Genomic DNA, 22,874 nt, shown 5'->3' with positions numbered 1-22,874 from the left:
GACGAATGGTCTACATGTTGCTGGAAAGTGACCCAGAGCACAACTCCCGGTGATCTGTCGCACATGATTCGTCACCGCCTGTGGCTCGGATCGTGACGAAAACGAAGAAAACCGCCCGGCGCTGACGAGGCACCGGGCGGTTTTCGGGTCGAGCTGGAGTGACTAGCCGATGTTCGCGGACAGGTCCGGGATCATGCGGTTGACTTCGGTCTCCCAGTTGCGCCAGTTGTGCACGCCGGTGATCGGGAAGTCGAAGTGGGCGTTGCCGCCACCGAGGGTGGCCATCCGGACCTGGAACGCGCGGCTGTTCACCATCGCGAGCAGCTCCAGCGGGACGCCCTGGACGATCTCCATCGGGTTGGACACGTCACCGGCGCCGGGGATACCGCTGGCCGCGGAGACCCAGATGCGGGTGCCGTTGCCGACCAGGCGCGGGGCGAAGACGAACGGGTCCATGTGGAACCACTGCTGGCCCCACGGCGGCGCCATCGCGTCGATGTTGAACGCGCCCGCCGAGACCATCGCCACGCGCATGGCTTCACGCATACCGGGCGCCGAGATGTTCAGGTACCCGGAGAACGAGCCCGCGAAGCTGAACTGGTCGGGGTGGTAGGCGGCCAGCGTCAGCGCGGCGGAGCCACCCATCGACAGACCGAACACGCCGTTGTTGTTGGGGTTGAAGCCCAAGCGCGCCGACAGCGCGTTGCGCAGGTGGCTCGTGAGGAAGGTTTCCCACTTGTAGGTGTTCTTCTTGCCTGCCACCTGGGTGGGCGCGACCGACGAACCGGTCATCGCCGAACCGGTGGCCGCCGAACCGGTGGAGCTACCACCCGAACCGGCGTCGAGGCCGAAGAAGCTGCTCGGCGCGTTCCAGTCGGCGTAGAAGCTGGACTGGCCGCCGACCGGCATCACGACGTTGATGTTGGCGTCCATCAACGCGCGGGCGACATTGGTGTCTTTCTCCCAGCCGCTGAGGTCGTCGCCTGCGCGCATACCGTCGAGCGCGTACACGACCCGATTGGTGTTGCCATCGGCCGCGCGGAAGATCCGCGACTTGATCGGGCCCATCTCCGAGTCGACCCAGAAGTCGAAACCTGTGGGATCGAAGGCCGCCGTCGCGGTGCCGGTGGGACCGGCCACAGCCGCACCGATCGGCAGCACTACAGCCAGGGAGAGAAGCACCGATCGTTTGAGCCAGCCGGCTCCCCGGGCTCTGAGACGTCCGCCACGCATTCTGTTATGGGCCTTTCCTCATGCGGTTCGCGCGGAACCGCGGTTGCAATGACCGCCGACTAGTTACCGGCACACCAGTGCGCCGACGGGCCGTTCCTCCAGTGACCATATCGCTACATACATAGCTTGGCGTTACCGAAAAGTGATTTAGCGGCGAACACCACTAAATAAGGCCTGGCCAGCCGGTGTGTGTCATAGGTCGACGGGTGTCGATACCGACCGGCCGGGCCGATTCAGCGTGGGGGCTCCGGGAAAGGATCAACCAGCCCACAACGCTGGATTTCGTACTTGGGGACCCGGTCGATCCGGTACTTCGAGAAGGCGAGGGCATTGCGGAAGTTGTGCTTGAACCGGTCCAAGGTGAGCGGTTCGCGCACAGAGATCATCAGCGCCTGGGTCTGCGGGCACGACATCGCCGTGCGCGCCTGGGTGACCCATTTCTCGTCCATGTACCAGGGCATCCACGGGTGGATGTCGACCATGCCCGAGTCCGCCACGACCCAGTCCGGCAGCAGGCTCTTGTCGTGGCCGATGCGGCCGTCGGCGAGCCGGTCCGAGTGCGCGGCCAGCGGGTAGGCCAGGCCCATCGGGTCGATCACGCGGACGTCCAGCGGCACGTTCATGCTCGTCATGCCCAGGTTCAGGAAGTAGACCGTGTGCCCGGAACCCTCCTCGGGGATCGGCTCCGGCGGCGGGTCGAGGTACCAGAACGTGAACGCGGGCGAGTTCAGCAGCAGGCCGCCCTTGGGGTTGGCGGCGATGTCGTTGACCATGGCCCGCATGCGCGGGTAGTCGAGGTAGTCCTCGGCCAGGATCGGGTGGTCGTGGCCGGTGTTGAGGACGTAGTAGATGCGCTCGTCGACGATGCCCGACGAGCGGATCTTGGTGCCGGTCGTGATCGCCGTCGTGTTCGACGCGTACAGCGACCAGCCCGCGGTGCCCAGCAGCGCGATCAACAGCAGTGCGACAGACCAGTCGCTGCGCCGCGATCGCACCGGAATCGGGACCACGGCCACCGGCAACAGCAGCAGGAACAGCTGGGTGAGCAGCATCCGGCCGTGCATGAAGTCTCCGCCGACGCGCACCGCGTACACGGTGAGCAGCAGACCGCTGCCGAGCACCATCACCACGACCGCGCTCGGCGAACGCAACCACGCACGCAGGCCCGCCACCGAGAACTGCGGCAGCGCGAAGCCACGCGCGACCCCGGCCACCACACCGGCGATCAGCAGCACGAGCAGCGGAATCCACAGGTAGTACGGTCCGACCAGGTCCCACAGGTAGATGGCGCCCTGCCCCCACTTGGCCCCGCCCGCGTCCTTGGCGACCGCCGTGTTCGGGTAGGGCAGGCCGTAGTAACCCATCCGCCAGATCTGGTACCCCACCGGCACGATCCCGGCGACGAACACGATCAGCGCCCGCAGCGCGATCGGCCCGAACCGGAACGCGGGCATCGGCGCCAGGAAGATCATCCCGAGCGCGAGCACGCCGATCAGCGTGGCCTCGGGACGAACCAGCGGCGCGAGCCCGGCCAGGAACACCAGGCCCAGCAGGCTCGGCACGCGGACGACGGCGGCCTGACTCCAGCGGATCATCAACCACCACAGCAGCCCGACCCAGCAGATCACCAGGCCGCTCTCCAGCCCGGAGGTCGCGTAGTCACGCGCGGGCGGCAGCGCGATGTAGACCAGCACACCGGCCGGAATCAGCAGCTGACCGCTGGTTCCGCCCCACAGCCGCGCGGTGCCGAGCATCGCGAACACCACCGCGAGCACCGAGACCACCAGCGCCACCCCGAGCACCACGTACTCGAGGCGGGCCTGGGTGAGCCAGGAGAAGAACCAGACCAGGTAGGTCCACGCGGTGCTGGTGTTCGCCTCGACCCGCTCGTCGGCATTGAAGACCGGGCCGTTGCCCGCGAGCAGGTTGCGGACCGTGCGCAGCACGATCAGGCCGTCATCGGCGATCCAGCGCCGCTGCCACGCACCCACCGTGAACAGCGCGGCGGTGGCGACCACCCCACCGACGAAGATGGCGCGGGACAGAACCGGAAAGCGCGCGTCAGGACGCGGCGACTCGTCGTCGCGTAGCTGCTCGTCTTCGGTTGAATCCTGCTCCGCTACCAACATCTCGTCAGGTGAGATAGACAGCGACACCTACCGCTCCGATCCAGGCAATAGCGAGGAACTGCAGGATGCGGTCCCCCAACGCGATCTCTTCGGGTTCACCGGCCTCGCCACCATCGACGTCGACCGCGTAACGCAGGATTGCGATGGTAAACGGGATCATCGAGATCGAGTACCACTGGGTGTCTCGAGCCGAGTCCTGCTGGAAAGCCCAGAGGCCGTAGAAGACCACGACCGCGGTGGCCGCGAGCGTCCAGATGAAGCGCAGGTAGGTCGGGGTGTAGTACTCGAGCGACTTGCGGATCTTGGCGCCGGTGTCGAGCGCGATCGCCAGTTCGGCGTACCGCTTACCCGCGGCCATGAACAGCGAGCCGAACGCCATGATCAGCAGGAACCACTGCGACAGCGCGATTCCGGCCGCCGCGCCACCGGCGACGGCGCGCAGCAGGAAGCCCGAGGACACGATGCAGATATCGAGCACGGCCTGGTGCTTGAGCCCGAGGCAGTAGGCCAGCTGGATGCCGATGTAGATCGCCATCACCACGGCCAGGTGCCACGATGCCAGGAACGAACCGGCGATCGAACCGACCAGCAGCACCGCCGACAGCGCGTAAGCCAGGTTGACAGGAACGACGCCCGCCGCGATCGGCCGGAACCGCTTGGTCGGGTGCGCCCGGTCGGCGTCGACGTCGAGCGAGTCGTTGACCAGGTAGATGCCCGAGGCCGCCATGCAGAACACGATGAACGCGATCGCGACATGCACGAGCACGCCCGCGTCGCCGACCGCTTCCGGCCCGACGGCGAGCGGTGCGGCGAGCACCAGGACGTTCTTGACCCACTGACGTGGGCGCATGGCCTTGATGACACCACCGAGCAGCGTCTTCGGCGGGCCCTTCACAGCACCCTCGTCAAGGACGGCGGCGGACGGTTCTTCGCTCATCTGGGCCAAAGTTCTTTCAGTTGCGGTCACTGTCGGAGTCTCTTTTCGGCGGCTAGCACGGCAGCAGCCGACGCGGCCCCCAAAGCGGAACCGGCGATCACGTCGGAAGGGTAATGCACCCCGAGCACAACTCGGGACAGCAGCATCGGTGGGACGATCACCGCTGGCAAGGGTAGCCCGGTCAGCCGCCCGAGCAACACCGCCGCGGCCGTGGTGGACGTGGCGTGCGAGGACGGGAAGCTCAGCTTGCTCGGCGTCGACACGTTGACCTGCACCGACGGATCGTTGGGGCGCGGACGGCGAACGATCCGCTTGATCACGATGGACGCGGCGTGCGCGCCGACCGCGCCGACCGCGACACCGGCCCACTGGCGGCGGCGCGGCTTGTCGACCAGCCAGCCCGCGGCGGCGATGCCGACCCAGCCGAGCGCGTGCTCGCCGAAGTGCGACATGCCGCGCGCGGCGGAGACGACGGCCGGGCTGCTGCCGATGGTGCCCTGCACGGCGTTGAGGATCGCGACCTCGACCGGGACCTCCACGTAGTCGCCGCTGCAATCGCAGCCGCCGCAGCAGCCTTCCTCGGCCATCTCGAGCTCGGGCAGTTCGGTGTCGGTCACTTCTCGGTTCCGTTCAGGCCGAAGGTCTTCTCCCACGCCGCCGTGCTGGTGAGCTCGGCGTGCGCGGCCCGGTAGCGCTGCTGCATCTCCGGGAAGCGGGCGGTGAGTTCCTTGCGCAGGCGCATGGCTTCCTTGAGCAGGTCGCGGGCCTGGCGCGGGTCGCGCTTGCGGTAGACGACGCCGCGGCCGTCAGCGGTGGTCACGGTGACGCCGTCGACCTGCGAGAGCAGGTACCAGCGCGCGTCCAGTGTCGGCACGTTGAGCTGCGGCGTCTCGTAGGCGGCCGGATCGGCCTTGCGGAAGTTGTGCACCACACCCTTGGCCAGGCGCGCGACCTTGGCGATGGGGTTGCCCGGTTCGCCGACCGCGCCGACGCCGTGGCGGTTGGCCAGCGGCAGTTCGGTGGACGAGGGCACGACCACGGCGTCCGGGAACTCCTTGCGCATGCCGTGGATCTTGCCCAGCGCGGTGGGCAGCAGGTCGAACAGACCCTCTGGACCGGCCAGGAAGTCGCGGATCGCCTCGTTCTGGATGGCGACCGTGGAGTACTCCAGGCACAGCAGGTGCTTGAGGGTGGCCTTGATCGTGTTCACGATCATCGGCTTGCCGTCGCCGGGCAGGTGCAGGGACGCGACCACGAGGCGGTTGCGCAGGTGGAAGTAGGCCTGCCAGTCGATGGCGTCGTCCTTGTCGGACCAGGCCATGTGCCAGACGGCCGCACCCGGCAGGGTGATGGTCGGGTAGCCGGCTTCGCGGGCGCGCAGGCCGTACTCGACGTCGTCCCACTTGAGAAACAGCGGCAGCGGCTGACCGATCTGTTCGGCGACCTGACGCGGGATCACGCAGGTCCACCAGCCGTTGAAGTCGACGTCGATGCGCCGGTGCAGCAGCTTGGAGTTGTCGCGGTCCTTGAGCGGGTACTTCGAGAAGTCGTGGTCGTATTCGACATTGGGCGCCGAGGACCACATGAAGATCCCGTGGTCGACGACCTCACCCATGCTGTGCAGGTGCGAACGCTCCTGCAGGTTCAGCATCTGCCCACCGACCAGCAGCGGCGACTTCGCGAACCGGGAGAACGCGAGCGCACGCAGAATCGAGTCGGGTTCGATCTCGATGTCGTCGTCCATGTAGACGATGTACTCGGCGTCGGTCTTGAGCGCCTCGTACATGACCCGGCTGTATCCGCCGGAACCACCGAGGTTGGGCTGATCGCAGATCGAGAGCCGGTCGCCGAGAGTCGCGGCGGCTTCGGTGAAACCGGGCTCGTCGACCACCTTGCGGTTGCCCTGGTCCGCGACGATCACCGCGGCGATGTTGTCGAGCACCAACGGATCCGAGCCGAGCGCGCCGAGCGTCTTGACCAGGTCGGTCGGCCGGTTGAAGGTGGGCATGCCGACCGCGATCGACCCGGTGCCCGCCGCTTGCTGCGGTGCGTACCAGCCGCCGGCCAGCAGCGTGACGGCCGTGTCGGTGGTGATGTCGAACCAGATCCAGCCACCGTCTTCGAACGGGCCGAGATCGGTTTCGAACTCCACGACCACCGAGTCCGCGCCCTGCGCGACGGCGAACTCCTTGCCCTGCACGTGAATTCGCGAACCGTCAGCCTTGGACCGGTAGACGTCGGCGCGGCCGTGCCCGGCCAGTTCCAGGCGAAGGACCACCGACTTCAGCACGCTCCAGCGACGCCAGTAGCTGGCGGGCAGCGCGTTGAAGTAGGTGCAGAACGACACCTCCGACTCCGCGCCGATCGACAGCGCGGTGCGGCTGGTGGCGTGCGCGCGACGGGCGTTGGTGGTGGACTCCTCCAGGTAGAGGGTCCGCACGTCGAGGGGCTCACCCGGCCGCGGCAGGATGACCCGCTGCAGCAGCGAGATGGCGCGAGTTTCGGCGGTCACGTCTTCGAGCATCGCTGTGGTCATGCCTCGTCCACCAGCGGCGCGCCGGACTCCAGGTGCGGACGCAGCACGTTCTCGAACATGCTCAGCGCCGAACCGATCGCCATGTGCATGTCCAGGTACTGGTAGGTACCCAGACGGCCGCCGAACAGCACCTTCTTCTCGGCGGTCTCCTGCTTGGCCCGCTCGCGGTAGGCCAGCAGCTTGGCGCGGTCCTCGGGGGTGTTGATCGGGTAGTACGGCTCGTCGCCGGTCTGCGCGAAGCGGGAGAACTCGCGCATGATGACCGTCTTGTCGGTCGGGTAGTCGCGCTCGGGGTGGAAGTGGCGCGGCTCGATGATGCGGGTGAACGGGACGTCGGCGTCGTTGTAGTTCATGACGCTGGTGCCCTGGTAGTCACCGGTCTCGAGGACTTCGGTCTCGAAGTCGATGGTGCGCCAGCCCAATTCGCCCTCGGCGTAGTCGAAGTAGTGGTCCAGCGGGCCGGTGTAGACGACGGGCGCTTCCGGGTTCGCCGCGACGAGCTCGTCACGCACGTCGAACCAGTCGGTGTTCACCCTGACCTCGATGAGGTCGGAGGCGGCCATGTTCTCCAGCCACTTCGTGTAGCCGTTCTTGGGCAGACCCTCGTAGGTGTCGTTGAAGTAGCGGTTGTCGAAGGTGTAGCGCACCGGCAGGCGGGTGATGTTGCCCGCGGGCAGTTCCTTCGGGTCGGTCTGCCACTGCTTGGCGGTGTAGTCGCGGATGAACGCCTCGTAGAGCGGGCGCCCGATCAGCGAGATCGCCTTCTCCTCGAGGTTCTGCGCGTCGGCGGATTCGACCTCGGCGGCCTGCTCGGCGATGAGCTTGCGGGCCTCTTCCGGGGTGAAGTAGCGGCCGAAGAACTGCGAGATCATGCCGAGGCCCATCGGCAGCGGGTACGCCTGACCCTTGTGCAGCCCGAACACCCGGTGCTGGTACCCGGTGAACTCGGTGAACTGGGTGACGTAGTCCCAGACCTTCTTGTTCGACGTGTGGAACAGGTGGGCGCCGTACTTGTGGATCTCGATACCGGTTTCCGGTTCGGGTTCGGAGTAGGCGTTGCCACCCAGGTGGTAGCGGCGGTCGATCACCAATACCCGCTTGCCCAGCACGTTCGCTGCACGCTCGGCGACGGTCAGCCCGAAGAAACCGGAGCCGACCACGATCAGGTCGTACTGGTTTGCCGGGGCATTGGAATCTGCGTTGACGGAGTTACCCGAGGACGATGCGGCGGTCACGGGTGCCCAGCGTATCGGAAGACCACAGTTTGTCCCGGCGGAGTCTCCGACCACGCCTTGACCAGGGCCGATCCATCCCTCCGGAAAACGACCGACCCAGCAGACGCTGTCAGTACCCCTGCGGCGGGTATGCGCCGGGCCGCCCGGCCCGGATCCAGCGGCCCGTGGACGGTGCGGCGGCCAGGAGCAGGATCAGGAGGGGGATGATGCTAGTGATGATGCCGCCGATCAGGGTGACCGCAGGCTCTTCCGACCCGCTCGAGACCGCCGCCGCGATCGATATCGCGCTGAAGATCAGGGCAAGCGTGGACAGCAGGATGAGGATCACCCGGCCCGCGGTCTTGCGACGGAACAGCAGAATCGCGCCGAGCAACCACAGCAGGCCCACCGCGGCCCCGACCAGCAGGCTGACGGTCGCCGCGGATCGAACCTCGTCCCCGGCGGCGCTCCCGGTGTTCTCGCCGAACAGGATCACCGCGGCGATACCGAGGCCGGCCAGTGCGAGCAGCGACAGCAGCAGTGAGATGACCGCGGCGGTGATCGCCGTGCCGCCGCCCGCTCGCGGCTCACCGTAGCCCGGCGCGTACGGATAGGGCGCGGCGCCGTAAGCCGGTGCGCCATAACCATTCTGGACGGGTGCGCCGTAGGGCTGCGGATAGCCCGGCTGACCGCCGTACGGGTCGGGTCCGTAGCCAGGCTGCGCATACCCCTGCCCCGCGTACGGGTCATAGCCTTGCTGTGGGCCGTACGGATACCCCATGGTGTTCCCCCTCCTGGCGAGCTGTCCCTCTAGCCGCTATCTCGTTTCCCGGCCCCCGAGGCAATGCTGACCTGCTGAAACTATACGTTCGGTCCGACAACATCGTCCGGGCGAGCGAGTGTGTAGGCCGCGGTCCACGGCAGCGCCGCGGACAACAGCACGAGCCCAGCGAACAGCGCGCCCGAAAGTGCCGCCGCCCAACTGTGATTCACAATCGCCGTCACCGCGCCGGGTACCCCGCCGAGGCCGGTCGAAATCGAGCGGATGACGGGTTCGTCGGCGAACCAGTGGATTCCGTACCCGGAGTCGTAGTTCACGAGCGTGGCGAGCAGGCCGAGCACCCCGAGGGCGAGCTGCGCGCCGGCGGCGACCACGATCACCCAGCGCCCGGTGTCGTCCCTGCGCGCCAGAAGCAGGCCGCCGTAAGCGAACGCGAACATCGACACCAGCGCGCCGAGCGTGGCGAACAGCGTGAGCGAGTCGTCGAGTTCGCCGGGATCGCTCAGGAACGACCGCACGAGAACCACCGCACCCACCAGATTCGCCGCGGCGGCGATCCCCGCGAGGCACACAGCGACGATCGCCGCCACCTCACCGCTCTTCGACTTCGTCTCCAGCACGACCATCCCCCGACCGTAGCGCCATCAGCCGCGGCGTACCGAGTTCGAGAACCACGCGCGTCGAGCCGACCGCCACCGCCACGGCCTATCGCGTGATGGTCCAGCGCCGCGTCGGCTCACTCAGGCTGAGCGCGAGGATCACCACGTTGAGCGCCAGCCACGCGTCCAGCGGCCCGAACCGCCAGCCATGACTGGCCCCGTTGAGTACGACGACCAGCAACGTCGCCCCCGCCATCACCGCGGCCATGGTGAGCAGCATGCGCCTGCCGAGCATTCGCCGCCGCAACAGCAGCACCGCCCCGAGCAGATACACCACCCCCAGCCCGCCGACGATCCCCGCGCCCACGTAGTCGAGGTCGATCTCGCGCCCGAGCACGCGGAGTACGGCGGTCGCCGTGCCGACGAAGATTCCCGCCGCGCCGACCAGCACCCCGAGCCAGCCCGCGATCAGCGCGGTCACCGCACGCGAAGGCCGCTCCGGCCGCACCTGTTCCACCACTGCCCCCGCTGTTTCTCGACGTCGCCGTCAGTTATACGGCGCGACGCCCGATCGAGCACTGTGTGGGCGATTGTCACCTCACTACCCGATCGTGCGCCCGTCAACCGCTCAGGCGGGATGAGCTGCGACGTAAGCGCGGAAGGCTTCGAGGATGTACTCGGCCACGCCTTCGCCGTGCACGTCGTAGTTGCCCCGGAAGCGGGGGTCGGCGACGTACATTTCGCCGAGGCCGAGCAGGTATTCGTTCGATACCGCCTTGCCCTGCGTGCCGACGCCGAGCCAGGCGCGATGCCGGGTGACGATCGCCTGGACGACGTCACCTTCCACGGGAAGTCCTGCGGTGAAGGCCTTTCCGAAGTCGGTGGCGATGTCGAGCTGGGTCTGCTGGAAGCCCTTCTTCTCGGCCTCGGTCAGCGAACGCCACCAGCGATCGCCGCTCTCGTAGGCCTCCTTACCCCAGCGCTCGGTGACTTCGTCCTTGTATTGCGTGTGGTCGAAACCATCGAAAACCTCGGCGGCCATGAGTGGTTCACCTCTTTCCGTCTTGTGCAGAGTGGTCGACACCGATTCGATCTGTCGCGCCACCCGATCCTGCAGCTGTCGAAGCAGTTCCAGATGGGTGCGCAGCGCACCGGCGGTGTCCTGTTCCCCGGCGAGGACCTCGGCGATCACGGGAAGGCCGAGGCCGAGTTCGCGCAGCAGCAGAATTCGCTGTAGCCGAACAAGGGAGGTCTGGTCGTAGTAGCGATAGCCGTTGGCCCCGATCCGGCTCGGCTCCAACAGCCCGAGCTGCCCGTAGTGGCGCAACGTACGACTGGTGGTTCCCGCGGCTTTCGCGAGGTCCTGAATGGACCATTCACCCACCATGACCTGCTCCTTTCTCGTCGGTACCTCCACTCTGCAAGTTGACGCTACGTCAATGTCAAGAGGCGAAACCGACCTCGACCTCGACCGTGTCGCGCTCGGTGTACATCTGCCACAACCGCGCGCCGAGCTCGGCATTGCCGATCCGCGGCAGTACCAGCCCGGCGGGCACGAGGTCGGGGTCGGCGTCGATGACCGACTGGACCGCGCTGTTCTCGATGAGCGAGCCGATGGCGAACAGCCCGACATAGACGCCGCTGCCTTCCACTTCGCGTGCCAGCTGCCGCACGTAGGCGCGCTGGGCCCCCAGCGCGACCCCGACATTGGCCAGGTAGGGCTGCAAATACTCCTCGGAGGCGCCGGAGGTGAACAGCAACGTGCCACTGCCGCGGGCGAGCATCGCGGGCAGCAGAGCGCGGGTGAGAAGGATCGGCGAGTGCACCTTGAGCGCGATCGGCAGCGCGAGGGACGGCAGGTCGACGTCGATGGTCGTGGCGCTGCGGACCGACATATCGGCGGCCGCCGAATGCAGCGCGACATCGATCGGCCCCAGCTTCTCCTCGACCCGGCCGATCACGTCGAGCACTTGCGCGGGATCGGTGACGTCGGCGATGAACGGTTCGGCGTCGATGCCCTCCGCACGCAGGGCCGCGGCCCGTTCTACCGGGTCGCGGCCGATCACCGCGATCCGAAAACCGTTGCGGCCGAAGTGTCGTGCTGTCCCGGCGCCGAGTCCTGGTCCGTAGCCGAAGATCGCGAGCGTGCTCATCCGATACCCTTAAGTTGAGTGTTGGTTCAAGTTATGCCGAACGTAGCACTGAGTTGAACCCATGCTCAAGATATTTCGGCCATCGGATTTGTAGGATCAGCGGATGCCCGAGGACAAGCCGTTGCGCAGCGACGCCGAACGCAACCGCGTCGCGCTGGTGACGGCAGCCCGCGAGATCTTCGAAGAACGCGGGCTCGACGCCCCGCTCAAGGACATCGCCGCCCGCGCGGGCGTCGCGATCGGCACCCTCTACAACCGCTTCCCCACCCGCGACGCACTGATCGCCGCCGCCGTCGCCGACCGGCTGGAAGCGGGCGGCCGGGTCGCCGAACAAGCACTCGACATCACCGACCCGTGGGAGTCGTTCGTCTTTCTGGTCGAGAAGATCTGCGAACTCCAGGCGTCCGACCGCATTCTCGGCGACCTCGCCCTGCGAAATCCCCCCAGCGCCGCCGTCGAGCACGCACGCGAATACGGCCACAGCCTCATGCGCCGCATCATCGTCCGTGCCCAGGAAGCCGGTGCCCTTCGCCCGGACTGGACCCTCGAGGACATCGCCTTCATCACCTGGTCCCACATCAGCGTTCTCGCCGCCACCAGCACCGTCGCCCCCGACCTCTGGCGGCGCAACCTCGCCCTCATCTTCGACGGCCTACGCGCGAAAGCCGCGCACCCCCTGCCGGTTCCGGCCCTCACCGAGGACCAGTTGATGCAGGCGATGCGCGGCTGACCCGATCAGCGCTCAGACCCGAACTGTCGCCGAAACCAGCTCCGGTGCACCCGAATTCACGGTCGGCTCGGCATCAGTGCGCCACTCGGCCGGATCCGGCGCCACACCCGCAGGCGAATCCTGTTCTCCCGCCACATCTGCGACGGGGCCGTCGACAGACTTCGACGGCATCTGCCCGAAGACGGTAGCCGCGAGCGCGACACCGAGGCCGAGGATCTGCAGCCCGGTCAGCGCCTGACCCAGCGCGATCCAGCCGATCACCGCGGCCGACACCGGACTGAGCAGACCGAGGAAGGACACCGAAGTCGCCGGCACCCGCGAGATTCCGCGGACCCACAGCCAGTAGGCCAGCGCGGTGCCGATGATGCCGAGGTACAGGTAGCCGCCGACGGCCTCTCCGTCGAGCGCGGGCGGCGCGCCTTCGATGAGCAGGGCGAGCGGCGCGATGAACAGCCCGCCCGCGGTGAGCTGCCACCCGGTCATCGCCAGCGGGCCGACACCGTCGGGACGTCCCCACTTCTTGGTGAGCACGGTTCCCGCGCCCATCGAGGCCGCACCGGCGAGACCGGCGACCACACCGAGGAGATCGAGTTCGACGCTGCCACGGAGTACGACCAGCGAGACGCCGAACACCCCGACGACGCCCGCGATCACCTTGCGCCGCGTCGGCGCTTCGGCCAGCAGCACCGCCGCGAATCCGAGCGCGAACATCGGCGCCACCGCGCCGAGTACCCCGGCGACACCACCGGGCAGCCGATATGCGGCCAGGAACAGCAGCGGGAAGAACGCGCCGATATTGAGCACGCCGAGTACCGCGGCCCGACCGAGCCACTTGCCGTGCGGCAGCACCCTGGTGAGCGCGAGCAAGATCAATCCGGCGGGGAGCGCGCGCATGAGCGCCGTGAACAGCGGCCGGTCCGGGGGCAGGTATTCCGTGGTCACCGCGTAGGTGGAGCCCCACACGATCGGGGTGAGAGCCGTGAGCGCGAGGGTGCCCGCGTAGCCGGTGGAGCGGGTTGCGGTCGTCATGTTCACTCCTGATTGATAATCTCAACGTTGAAATATCTACTCGCCTAGGTATCTCTGCGTCAAGTAGATGAACATTAAGAGTTTCAACCGAGAGGAAAAAGCAATGCGCGACGCGGTCGACCTGATCACCGAGCACTGGAACATCGAGCGCCCGGATGTCGACGTGTCACCGATGGCGATCGTCGGCCGGATCACCCGGCTCTCGCGTGTCCTCGAACAGGATCTGAAACGCTTCTTCGCAGGTCACGGCCTGGAATTCTGGGAGTTCGACGTGCTGGCCACGCTGCGTCGCTCCGGCGGCGAGACCGGCCTCACCGCCGGTGCGCTCAACCGTGCCGCCATGGTCACCTCGGGGGCCATCACCAACCGGATCGACCGCCTGGCCGCGAAGAACCTGGTCCGGCGCGTCCCCTCCCCCGACGATCGCCGCTCGGTCTTCGTGCGGCTCACCGCCGAGGGCCGCGAACTCGTCGACCGGCTGCTGCCGCTGCATGTGGCCAACGAGCAGCGCCTGCTCTCCGCCCTCGGCGCCACGGACCGCGAGCAGCTCGCCGACCTGTTGCGCACCCTGGCCGTCGCGCTGGACGACACGACGCTCGACTGACCCACGCAGAGCGGCCCAGCGTTTGCGGCTGTCTACTCCCCGTCGTGCACGCCGGGGACGGCGACCGGCCCGTGCGGTACCCCATCAACGGCCGGGCTGCGTGGTACCCCGATATGTGCGCCGGGCGCAGCGGGATTCACCGGACCGTGTACCGGCTCGCCCCTGACCTCGGCATCCGAGGGGAACTGCACGCCTTGCGGATTGCCCGGTGAAACGACCTGGGGGACAGTGCCTTCCGGCATCGTCAGTGTGGGCCGGCCCGAAGCCGTCGCGGGCAACTGGTCACCCGCGTCCGGAACGAGCTGGAGCAGCGTGGAGAAGTCGACGACCTGCGCGCCGAGCGTCTTCGTCGCGACGATCACGCCGTTGGTGTACAGCCGATACGTGCCCGCCCGTTGCGGCAGCAGCATTTCCGGACCGATCGGCTCGCCCACCGAACTGCTCGCACCGCCGATCCGCCGGTACTCGGTGTCGATCACCGACTCACCCGCCAGTGCCTCGATGGTCAGATCCGGCTGGGCGGGTGCCGCGGGAACCACTGGGGCGGGGGCGGATTCGACGAGTTCACTGGGCGCCGGTCCGACCTCGAAGGTCTGGATATCGGCCGGCCTGCCGCCATCCGGCGCCGCCGAGTATTCCGAGCGCAGGATCTGCCCGTCACGCAGTAACACCGTGCCCGTGGTGGCGGCGACGGCCTCGGTACTGCGCGAATCCTCCTTCACCGTACCGGGATACGCCTGACAGTCGGTGGTGTCGCAGGTCTGCGCGTAGGCGTAGCGACTCTCGGCGAGCGCGTAGGAGCGAGCCGCGATCGCTTGCGCGCGTAGGGCTTCGAAGGCGCCCTGGTCTGCCCAGTTGGCCTGCATTTCCGCGGGTAGTACGCCGGCTAAATAGTCGTCTAGGTCCACCTGGTTGACGGTGCGGAAGGACTCGCCTTCGAGCGCCACCCCGAGCGCGCCGCGGTAGGCGGTGCCGCCGCAGAGGGTCAGATGTTCGTCGGCGGGTCTGCCCGCACCGGCGCCGACCGGGTAGACGAACGGATCGTCGGTCGCGGCCTGCCACAGAACTTCGCCGTCGCAGCCCGCGGTCACCACCACGTTCGCCCCGCCGTCGGGCAGGGGCGTGAGATGGGCCGCGTCGCCGGGTCCGATCGTGCGACCGGCGACCTGCGCACCGGCGGCGGCGAAGGTGTCGAGGGTGGCGTCGTCCTGCGCCTGGAGCCGGACACCGATCGTTGTCGGGCCGATTTGCCCGAGATCAGCCCCGGGGTAGTAGTGCCCGAGAATCTCCTCGGCCGTCCAGCCCGCCCGCGCGTTGTCGAAGGCCCCGACCTGACTCATGCCGCGACCGTGTCCGGCGCCGACGGTAGGCGTGATCTGCCCCGGCACGATCTGCCACAGCCCGATCGCCCCGGCCATCGCCAGCACAGTTCCGCTGACCAGCACCGGCAACGGCACGGTCCGGATCATCGGCACGGCCCGGCGACGGGTGCCACGGCCGGTACTGCGGGTGATCTTGGTGTCCGCTCTCATACTGCGCTCCCACGGTTTCGCGGTTCGACCGGCGGAGCTCGCGTCGGCATGTCGTCGTCGCCTAGCGGGATCCGAGGGCTACATTCGAGCAATCACATAAGTCTCGAGTTGAGGTTGAGATGTGTGACGTATGTTAACTAGTGTGATGCGTGAGGTTAGAGGAAGCAAGCATCACATGCGCGGAAAAACACGAGCTCGACCCGATAGGAGTCGCACGTGCGATACCGAAAGCCGAAACGTTCCTACGTGCTCCCGGTGGTCACGACCCTTGTTGTCGCCGCACCGATCGGCGCGTTCGCCCTCAGCGACTCGACCGACTACCGCAGCGCGAACGATTCCCAGGTCGCGGCCGTGCCGACGCAGCTGGCCGAGGTCGCGCTGACCTCGGCTCCCGACATCACGGTCCCGCTGCGTGACCTGACCGGCCTCGACCTGCCCGACCTGCACCTCTCGGACCTGCGCATGTTGCAGCTGCCGAGCTCGATCCCGATCCCCCCGGGATTGCCGGTGCCCCCGGGCGTGGCGCTGCCCACGGAGATCCAGCTGCCGCAGCTGCCGACGAAGCCGCAGCCGACCCCGACGCAGCAGGCCACGCCGGGCGCCGCGGCACCTGGGGCCGCAACGCCTGCGCGCCCACCGGTCCCGAGCACGTCGGTCCCGACCGCACCGCCTGCGCCGCCTGCGCCGCCTGCGCCGCCTGCGCCGGCCGCGACACCCCAAGCCCAACCTCCCGCGCCGGGCGCGCCCGCTCCGGGCGCACCCGAAGCTCCCGCCGGAGCCACGCCGACCTCGGCCACACCGGCGCCCGCCGCCCAGCCTCCGGCCGCGCCCGCGACCGGCGCCCCGGTGTCCCGAAGCCGTTCCGGTGGAGCCGAGTTCATCGCCGACCCGGAAAACCTCGAACCCGGCACGACCCCCGACACTCCCGCCCTCTCGCCGGGCGCGGTCGGCGCGGACGTCATCGACCAGGTGGGCGCGCAGGTCAAGGAACTCACCCAGGACACCCCGTTCAGCATGGTCGCCGTCACCGCCCGCGACATGGCGAACACCACCACCAAGCTGCGAGCTCGCCAGCTCGACGGCAACTGGGGCCCCTGGTACAACGCCGATCCGGTCGATACCAGGGCCACCGATCAGACCCCGGCCGACGCACCCACCGGCACCGAACCGATCTACGTCGGCGAGACCACCGCGGTGCAGATGCTGGTCACCCGCAAGCCCACCGCGGGCCCGGACCACGACCCGGCCCACCTCACCGAGGCCGCGCTCAAGGCCGTCCTGATCAATCCGGGGCGGGCCGCGATCGATGCCGCGCTCAACGACGTCGCCGCGGCGCTGCCCGGTGGCGGACCGAGGGTCATCACCCGCGCGCAGTGGGGTGCCGACGAGTCGATCCGCTGCGAGGAACCCACCTACGATGACGGCGTCGGCGGCATCACCGTGCACCACACGGCCGGTCGCAACGACTACAGCCGCTCCGAGTCCGCGGGCATCGTCCGCGCGATCTACGCCTATCACGCCGAGACGCTCGGCTGGTGCGACGTCGGCTACAACGCCTTGGTCGACCAGTACGGCCAGATCTTCGAGGGCCGCTACGGTGGCCTCGACCGCGCGGTCCAGGGCGCGCACGCGGGCGGATTCAACGAGAACACCGCGGGTGTGGCGCTGATGGGTAACTACGAGACCGAGGAGCCGAGCAACGAGGCGATCAACGCGATCGGCAAGTTCATCGGCTGGCGGGCCAAGCTCGCCGGGATCGATCCCAAGGGCACGACCACGATGTACTCCGAGGGCACCGAGTTCACGCCGTACGCCCAGGACGAAGCGGTCGATCTGCCGGTGGTGTTCGCCCACCGCGATGTCGGCAACACCGACTGCCCCGGAGACGCCGCCTACGCGCTGATGGATCGCATCCGCGGGATCGCGGCGGGCAATTCCGGCACCTACACCTCGCCCCCGACGGTGAACCGTCCGCCGAGCCAGCAAGCCCGTGCGCCGCAGGGCAATATGGCCGAACTGGGCGCGATGGTGGACAAGTTCCTCGGCCTGTCCGTCGACAACGCGATCGCCAAGCACTGGGTCGCCAAGGGCGGGGTCGACGGTCCGCTCGGCGCACCGCAGTCGGACCTGATCTCGGGCGCGCAGGGCCGCCAGTACGCGAAGTTCGCCAACGGTTTCGTCTATTCGGGCGAGGGCGGTCAGGTATTCGAGGTGGTCGGCGCGATTCTCGACAAGTATCTGAGCCTGGGCGCCGATTCGGGCGTCCTCGGCCTGCCGACCGCGAGTTCCTATCTCGTCCCGAACGGTCTACGCACCGACTTCCAGCACGGTTCACTGGTGCTCAACGAGCTCACGGGCATCGTCACGACGTTCTGGAAGACCTACGACGAGACCTACAAGCAGGAGATGAACGGTCAGCCGAAGCCGGGTCAGGCCCCCACCGCCCCGACGCTCGGACTGGCGGTTCCGGCGCCGGCACCGGCCGACCCACAGGTCCCCGCGGAACCGCAGGCCCCACCTGTACCCGCTGAACAGATCCCCCTCGAGCAGGCTCCGGCAGACCCGCCGGCTCCCGAACCCGCCCCGATCGGCTAACCCCCGGTCACGGCGAAGAACGGCCGGTGCACCCTCCGAGCGAGGGGCACCGGCCGTTTTATCGGCGTGCTGGCGCTAGCGCCACCAGCGTTCGAGGACCATCGCCACACCGTGGTCGATATTGCTGCCGGTCACCTCGTCGGCCGCCGCCCGGGCCTCGGGATGGGCGTTGCCCATCGCGACGCCGTGCCCGGCCATCGCCAGCATCGGTACGTCGTTGGGCATGTCGCCGAAGGCGACGATCGACGAATGTTCGGCGCCGATCCGGCGCGCGACCTCGGCCAGCCCGGACGCCTTCGTCACCTGCGGCACCGCCAGCTCGATCAGCCCGCTCTCGGTGGAGTAGGTGATCTCGGCGCGGTCGCCGATCAGCGGAGCCAGCGCCGCGCGCATGTCGGAACTGCGGGCCGAACTGAGCCGGATGAGCATTTTGATCGCGGGTGAGTCGATCACCTCGGCGTGTGAGACGACGGTGTCGTCGGGGTTGAGCCAGGCGTGTTCGTAGGTCGGTGAGCTGACGAACTGCGGGGTAACGGCGTCGTGCGCGCTGGCCCCGACCCGCTCGGTGGCCAGGCCGCAACCCGGCAGCGCGTGCTCGGCGATGTCTGCCAGCCAGCTCAGGGTCTCGACGTCGAGGGTGTGGCTCGACAGCACCCGATCGGTGGCGCTGTCGTAGATGACCGCGCCGTTTCCGCAGATGGCGAGCGGTGCGTACCCGAGTTCGCTGACGACCGGGTCGATCCAGCGCGGCGGGCGGCCGGTGGCGAGCACGAAGGTGGCGCCGTCGGCGACGAGGGCCCCGACGGCCGCTTTGGTGCGCGCCGAGATCTTGTCGGAATCGTCGATCAAGGTGCCGTCGACGTCGCTGGCCACCAGCAGCGGTTTCGGGTGCAGGTGCGTCATCCCATCTATCCTGCCGCACGTCGCCACGCGGGGACGCCGGACTGTCCCTATGATCAGGGCCTGATTACCCGATCCAGAGGGGACTGATGACCGGCTTCTTGTTGCGGCGCACACTCAACTACGTTGTGCTCCTTCTGCTGGCATCATTTCTGACGTTCAGCCTCGCATCACTCACGTTCAACCCGCTCGAGAGTCTCGAGCAGCGCAACCCACGCCCGCCGCAGTCGGTGATCGAGGCGAAGGCCGACCAGCTGCATCTCGACGAGCCGATCCCACAGCGCTATCTCACCTGGCTCGGCGGCGTCGTGCAAGGAGATTTCGGGACCACCCTGGCCGGGCAGCCGGTGAGCGAGGAACTGGGCAGGCGGGTGGCGGTGAGTCTGCGGCTGCTGATTCTCGGTTCCGTCATCGGCACCGTGCTCGGCGTGCTGATCGGCGCGGCGGGGGCGATCCGGCAGTACAAGTTCAGCGACTATTTCTCGACGGTGCTGTCGCTGCTGATCATCTCGACACCGATCTTCTTGCTGGCGACACTGCTGAAATACGGTGCGCTACAGATCAATACGATGACCGGTTCACAGATCTTCCTCTACACCGGCGAGACGTCGGCCACTCAGGTCAATGGTTTCTGGAACGAAATGGTCGACCGCGCACAACATCTGGTGCTGCCGACCCTGGCTCTGGCGCTCTACGGCATGGCCGGCTACAGCCGCTACCAGCGCAACGCCATGCTCGACGTACTGCAGAGCGACTTCATCCGAACAGCGAGAGCCAAGGGCCTCAGCCGTAATCGGGCCCTCTACAAACACGGCCTGCGCACCGCGCTGATTCCGATGGCCACCCTGTTCGCCTACAGCCTCGGCGGCCTGATCACCGGTGCCACCTTCGTCGAGAAGATCTTCGGCTGGCACGGTGTCGGCGAATGGCTGGTCGATTCGATCAATGCCCAGGACCTGTACGTCGTGGTGACGGTGACGGCGTTCGCCGGCCTGGTGGTGCTGGTGTCGGGCCTGCTCTCCGATGTCGTCCTTGCCCTGCTCGACCCGAGGGTGCGTGTCTCATGACCGAAACCGAACTCATCGCCGTCGGCGCACCCGAGGTCGCCGCCGCCGGGCGTCGCAAACTCGTGTGGCGCCGTTTCCTGCGCAACAAGCCCGCTGTGGTCGGCGCGGTGATCCTGGTGGTGCTGCTGGTCGCCAGTTTCGCGCTGCCGCCACTGCTGCCGTGGGACTACCAGCAGATGGACTACAAGGCGCTGCTGAAACCGCCGAGCCTCGAGCACCCGTTCGGCACCACCCAGATCGGTCAGGACGTGCTCGCCCAGACCATGCGCGGCCTGCAGAAGTCACTGATCATCGGCTTCTGTGTGGCGATCTGTTCCAGCGTCATCGCCGCGACAGCGGGTGCGGTGGCCGGGCTGCTCGGCGGCTGGACCGACCGCGCGATCATGTGGTTCGTCGATCTGCTGCTGGTGGTCCCCAGTTTCATCATCATCGCGCTGTTCGCGCCGCGCACCAAGGGATCCGGATCGATCGCGATCCTGATCGTGCTGCTGAGCGTCTTCGGCTGGATGATCGCCGCGCGCATCGTCCGCGGCCTCACCTTGAGTCTGCGTGACCGCGAATTCGTCCGCGCCGCGCGGTATATGGGCGCACCGACTCGCACGGTGATCCTCAGTCACATCGTCCCGAACATCGCCTCGATCCTGATCATCGACACCACCCTGGCCGTCGGCGCGGCGATCGGCGCCGAAACCGGTTTGAGCTTCCTGGGTTTCGGTGTGCAGCCGCCGGACGTCTCGCTGGGTTCACTCATCGCGGCGGGCACCAAATCGGCGCTCACCTATCCGTGGCTGTTCCTGTTCGCCGGTGGCCTGCTGATCACGATCGTGTTGTCCGCCAACCTGGTCGGCGACGGCCTGCGTGACGCGTTCGACCCCGGTGCCCGCGGTGCGCGCAAGTCGCGCAAGGAGGTCGCCGAGCACAAGGACCAGGCGCAGGTGGAGTTGAAGAAAGCCGAGAAGCGATGACCGCGTCGACCGCACCCCTGCTCGAGGTCACCGACCTGCGGGTCTCGTTCCCCGGCGAGGAAGGCCGCGTCGAGGCGGTGCGCGGGGTGAACTACACCGTCGCCGACGGCGAGGTGCTCGCCATCGTCGGCGAGTCCGGTTCGGGCAAGTCGGTGTCCTCCCTCGCGGTGATCGGCCTGCTGCCCGACCAGGCACGGGTGCAGGGATCAGTGCGCCTGCGCGGCCGCGAACTGCTGGGCCTGGGCGACAAGCAGATGTCGAAGCTGCGCGGTTCCTCGATCAGCATGGTCTTCCAGGATCCGCTCTCCGCACTGACACCGGTGTACCGGATCGGTGATCAGATCGCGGAAGCTCTGCTCGCGCACGGCGAGATGAGCCGCAAGGACGCGGGCGAGCGGGCCGTCGAGCTGCTCGAGCTCGTCGGCATCACCGATGCCAGGGCCCGTTCCAGGGCGTTCCCGCACGAGTTCTCCGGCGGTATGCGACAGCGCGTGGTGATCGCCATGGCCATCGCCAACGATCCCGCGCTGATCATCTGCGACGAACCGACCACCGCGCTCGACGTGACGGTGCAGGCCCAGATCCTCGCACTGCTGCGCAAGGCGCGCGATATCACCGGCGCGGGCGTCATCATGATCACCCACGACATGGGCATCGCGGCCACCGTCGCCGACCGGGTTGCCGTGATGTACGCGGGCAAGGTCGTCGAAACCGCACCGGTCGCAGAGCTTTTCGCGGCGCCGCGCATGCCGTACACCGTCGGCCTGCTCGGCTCCATCCCGCGCATGGACGGCCCGCCGCGCACCCCGCTGATCCCGATTCTCGGCGCCCCGCCCGCCATGCACGCCCTGCCGCCCGGTTGCTCGTTCGCGCCACGGTGCCCGGTCTCGATCGGCGACTGCACCGCCGCCGAACCTCCGCTGGAGAAGGTGAGCCCCGGTCACTCGGTCGCCTGCATCCGCACCGCCGAGGTCGGCACGCACCAGCTCTTCGAGGCCTACCGCAAGGAGATCCCGGCCCCGGCGCACCCCGACCGCACCGACGACGACGTGGTCCTGCGCGTCACCGACCTGGTGAAAACCTTCCCCCTCACCTCCGGGGTGCTGCTGCGCCGCCGCACCGGCGAGGTCCGCGCGGTCGACGGCATCAGCTTCTCCGTGCGCGCCGGCCGCACCCTGGCGCTGGTCGGCGAATCCGGTTCGGGCAAGTCGACCACCCTGTCGCAGATCATGGACCTGGCGCCCCCGCAGTCGGGCAGCATCGAGGTGCTCGGCAACGACGTCGCCACCCTCACCAAGGCGCGCACCCGCGAGATCCGCCGCAAGATGCAGATCGTCTTCCAGGACCCCAGCTCGTCGCTGGACCCGCGCCTGCCGATCTTCGACGTCCTCGCCGAGCCACTGCGCATCGACGGCCGGTCCCGAGAAGAGGTCAACCGGCGAGTGCCGGAGCTGTTGCGGCAGGTCGGGTTACGTCCCGAGCATGCCGATCGCTACCCCTCGGATTTCTCCGGCGGCCAGAAGCAGCGCATCAGCATCGCCCGCGCGCTGGCCCTCGACACCCAGCTGCTGGTCCTCGACGAACCCGTCTCGTCGCTGGACGTGTCGATCCAGGCCGGTGTCCTCAACCTGCTGCGCGACCTACAGGCCGAGCACGGACTGTCCTACCTGTTCGTCTCCCACGACCTGTCGGTGGTGCGCAACCTCGCCCACGACATCGCGGTGATGCTGCAGGGCAAGATCGTCGAATCCGGTCCGGCCGAGCAGATCTTCGCCGATCCTCAGCACGAATACACGCGCTCGCTCATCGCGGCCGTACCGGAACCCGTCGTCAGCGGCTGAGAACGTCGGTCCAGCCGAAAGAGGAGGCG

General features: G+C 67.8%; 20 protein-coding genes. 6 read left to right on the top strand and 14 right to left on the bottom strand.

Annotation, left to right across the window (positions count from 1 at the left end):
* Positions 1-162: 162 nt before the first annotated feature.
* From ACFTS5_RS30950 to ACFTS5_RS30900, 11 genes are all read right to left on the bottom strand, one after another.
* Positions 163-1,233 carry an alpha/beta hydrolase gene (locus ACFTS5_RS30950; RefSeq protein WP_378637999.1) on the bottom strand — a complete coding sequence of 357 codons (1,071 nt, stop codon included), beginning with the start codon at positions 1,231-1,233 and terminating at the stop codon, positions 163-165.
* Positions 1,234-1,466: 233 nt separating this feature from the next.
* Positions 1,467-3,362, bottom strand: a complete 1,896-nt coding sequence (gene zomB, locus ACFTS5_RS30945; RefSeq protein WP_378637997.1) for a flagellar motor control protein ZomB — start codon at positions 3,360-3,362, stop codon at positions 1,467-1,469.
* Between the two features lie 4 nt (positions 3,363-3,366).
* The gene (locus tag ACFTS5_RS30940) at positions 3,367-4,299 is read right to left on the bottom strand and encodes a decaprenyl-phosphate phosphoribosyltransferase (protein WP_378637995.1); all 933 of its coding nucleotides are present in this window, start codon (positions 4,297-4,299) and stop codon (positions 3,367-3,369) included.
* A 26-nt stretch (positions 4,300-4,325) separates the two neighbouring features.
* Positions 4,326-4,886, bottom strand: coding sequence for a phosphatase PAP2 family protein (locus ACFTS5_RS30935; protein ID WP_378638104.1), 561 nt, complete (start codon positions 4,884-4,886; stop codon positions 4,326-4,328).
* A 26-nt stretch (positions 4,887-4,912) separates the two neighbouring features.
* Positions 4,913-6,835, bottom strand: coding sequence for a glycosyltransferase (locus ACFTS5_RS30930; protein ID WP_378637993.1), 1,923 nt, complete (start codon positions 6,833-6,835; stop codon positions 4,913-4,915).
* Positions 6,832-8,070 carry a UDP-galactopyranose mutase gene (gene glf, locus ACFTS5_RS30925; RefSeq protein WP_378637990.1) on the bottom strand — a complete coding sequence of 413 codons (1,239 nt, stop codon included), beginning with the start codon at positions 8,068-8,070 and terminating at the stop codon, positions 6,832-6,834. The genes ACFTS5_RS30930 and glf overlap by 4 nt, the downstream gene beginning before the upstream one ends.
* 109 nt (positions 8,071-8,179) lie before the next feature.
* Positions 8,180-8,830 (bottom strand): hypothetical protein, encoded by a 651-nt coding sequence (locus ACFTS5_RS30920; protein ID WP_378637987.1) that lies wholly within the window; start codon positions 8,828-8,830, stop codon positions 8,180-8,182.
* A gap of 80 nt (positions 8,831-8,910) precedes the next feature.
* Complete coding sequence (locus ACFTS5_RS30915) at positions 8,911-9,456, bottom strand: hypothetical protein (RefSeq protein ID WP_378637984.1); 546 nt, start codon at positions 9,454-9,456, stop codon at positions 8,911-8,913.
* 79 nt (positions 9,457-9,535) lie between these two features.
* On the bottom strand, positions 9,536-9,946 hold the full coding sequence (locus ACFTS5_RS30910) for a hypothetical protein (RefSeq protein WP_378637982.1): 411 nt from the start codon (positions 9,944-9,946) through the stop codon (positions 9,536-9,538).
* Positions 9,947-10,057: 111 nt separating this feature from the next.
* Entirely contained in the window at positions 10,058-10,816 is a 759-nt protein-coding gene (locus ACFTS5_RS30905) for a MerR family transcriptional regulator (protein ID WP_378637979.1), read from the bottom strand.
* 55 nt (positions 10,817-10,871) lie between these two features.
* Complete coding sequence (locus ACFTS5_RS30900) at positions 10,872-11,582, bottom strand: SDR family NAD(P)-dependent oxidoreductase (protein WP_378637977.1); 711 nt, start codon at positions 11,580-11,582, stop codon at positions 10,872-10,874.
* Positions 11,583-11,685: 103 nt separating this feature from the next.
* On the opposite strand from ACFTS5_RS30900, the gene ACFTS5_RS30895 reads away from it, so the two are divergent.
* Positions 11,686-12,312: a TetR/AcrR family transcriptional regulator gene (locus ACFTS5_RS30895; protein ID WP_378637974.1), complete on the top strand. Its 627-nt coding sequence runs from the start codon at positions 11,686-11,688 to the stop codon at positions 12,310-12,312.
* A 12-nt stretch (positions 12,313-12,324) separates the two neighbouring features.
* On the opposite strand, the gene ACFTS5_RS30890 is transcribed toward ACFTS5_RS30895, so the two are convergent.
* Positions 12,325-13,341, bottom strand: coding sequence for an EamA family transporter (locus ACFTS5_RS30890; RefSeq protein WP_378637972.1), 1,017 nt, complete (start codon positions 13,339-13,341; stop codon positions 12,325-12,327).
* Positions 13,342-13,444: 103 nt separating this feature from the next.
* Between ACFTS5_RS30890 and ACFTS5_RS30885 the strand changes: the two genes are divergently transcribed.
* Positions 13,445-13,945: a MarR family winged helix-turn-helix transcriptional regulator gene (locus ACFTS5_RS30885; protein WP_378637969.1), complete on the top strand. Its 501-nt coding sequence runs from the start codon at positions 13,445-13,447 to the stop codon at positions 13,943-13,945.
* Positions 13,946-13,977: 32 nt separating this feature from the next.
* On the opposite strand, the gene ACFTS5_RS30880 is transcribed toward ACFTS5_RS30885, so the two are convergent.
* A complete protein-coding gene (locus tag ACFTS5_RS30880; protein ID WP_378637967.1) occupies positions 13,978-15,477 on the bottom strand; it encodes a SpoIID/LytB domain-containing protein in 1,500 nt (499 codons plus the stop codon).
* 216 nt (positions 15,478-15,693) lie between these two features.
* On the opposite strand from ACFTS5_RS30880, the gene ACFTS5_RS30875 reads away from it, so the two are divergent.
* Positions 15,694-18,072, top strand: coding sequence for an N-acetylmuramoyl-L-alanine amidase (locus tag ACFTS5_RS30875; protein WP_378637964.1), 2,379 nt, complete (start codon positions 15,694-15,696; stop codon positions 18,070-18,072).
* A 75-nt stretch (positions 18,073-18,147) separates the two neighbouring features.
* Here the strand turns inward: ACFTS5_RS30875 and ACFTS5_RS30870 are convergent, their stop codons facing one another.
* Entirely contained in the window at positions 18,148-18,975 is an 828-nt protein-coding gene (locus ACFTS5_RS30870; protein WP_378637961.1) for an HAD family hydrolase, read from the bottom strand.
* Between the two features lie 86 nt (positions 18,976-19,061).
* On the opposite strand from ACFTS5_RS30870, the gene ACFTS5_RS30865 reads away from it, so the two are divergent.
* Genes ACFTS5_RS30865 through ACFTS5_RS30855 form a run of 3 tightly spaced genes read left to right on the top strand, consistent with a single transcriptional unit; the run spans position 19,062 to position 22,845 of the window.
* Positions 19,062-20,039: an ABC transporter permease gene (locus tag ACFTS5_RS30865; protein ID WP_378637959.1), complete on the top strand. Its 978-nt coding sequence runs from the start codon at positions 19,062-19,064 to the stop codon at positions 20,037-20,039.
* Complete coding sequence (locus ACFTS5_RS30860; protein ID WP_378637957.1) at positions 20,036-21,004, top strand: ABC transporter permease; 969 nt, start codon at positions 20,036-20,038, stop codon at positions 21,002-21,004. The genes ACFTS5_RS30865 and ACFTS5_RS30860 overlap by 4 nt, the downstream gene beginning before the upstream one ends.
* Positions 21,001-22,845: an ABC transporter ATP-binding protein gene (locus ACFTS5_RS30855; RefSeq protein ID WP_378637955.1), complete on the top strand. Its 1,845-nt coding sequence runs from the start codon at positions 21,001-21,003 to the stop codon at positions 22,843-22,845. The genes ACFTS5_RS30860 and ACFTS5_RS30855 overlap by 4 nt, the downstream gene beginning before the upstream one ends.
* Positions 22,846-22,874 lie beyond the last annotated feature (29 nt).

This window comes from Nocardia sp. NPDC056952, from assembly GCF_042674185.1.
Lineage (GTDB): Bacteria > Actinomycetota > Actinomycetes > Mycobacteriales > Mycobacteriaceae > Nocardia.
This window is presented reverse-complemented; position numbering and strand designations above follow the sequence as displayed.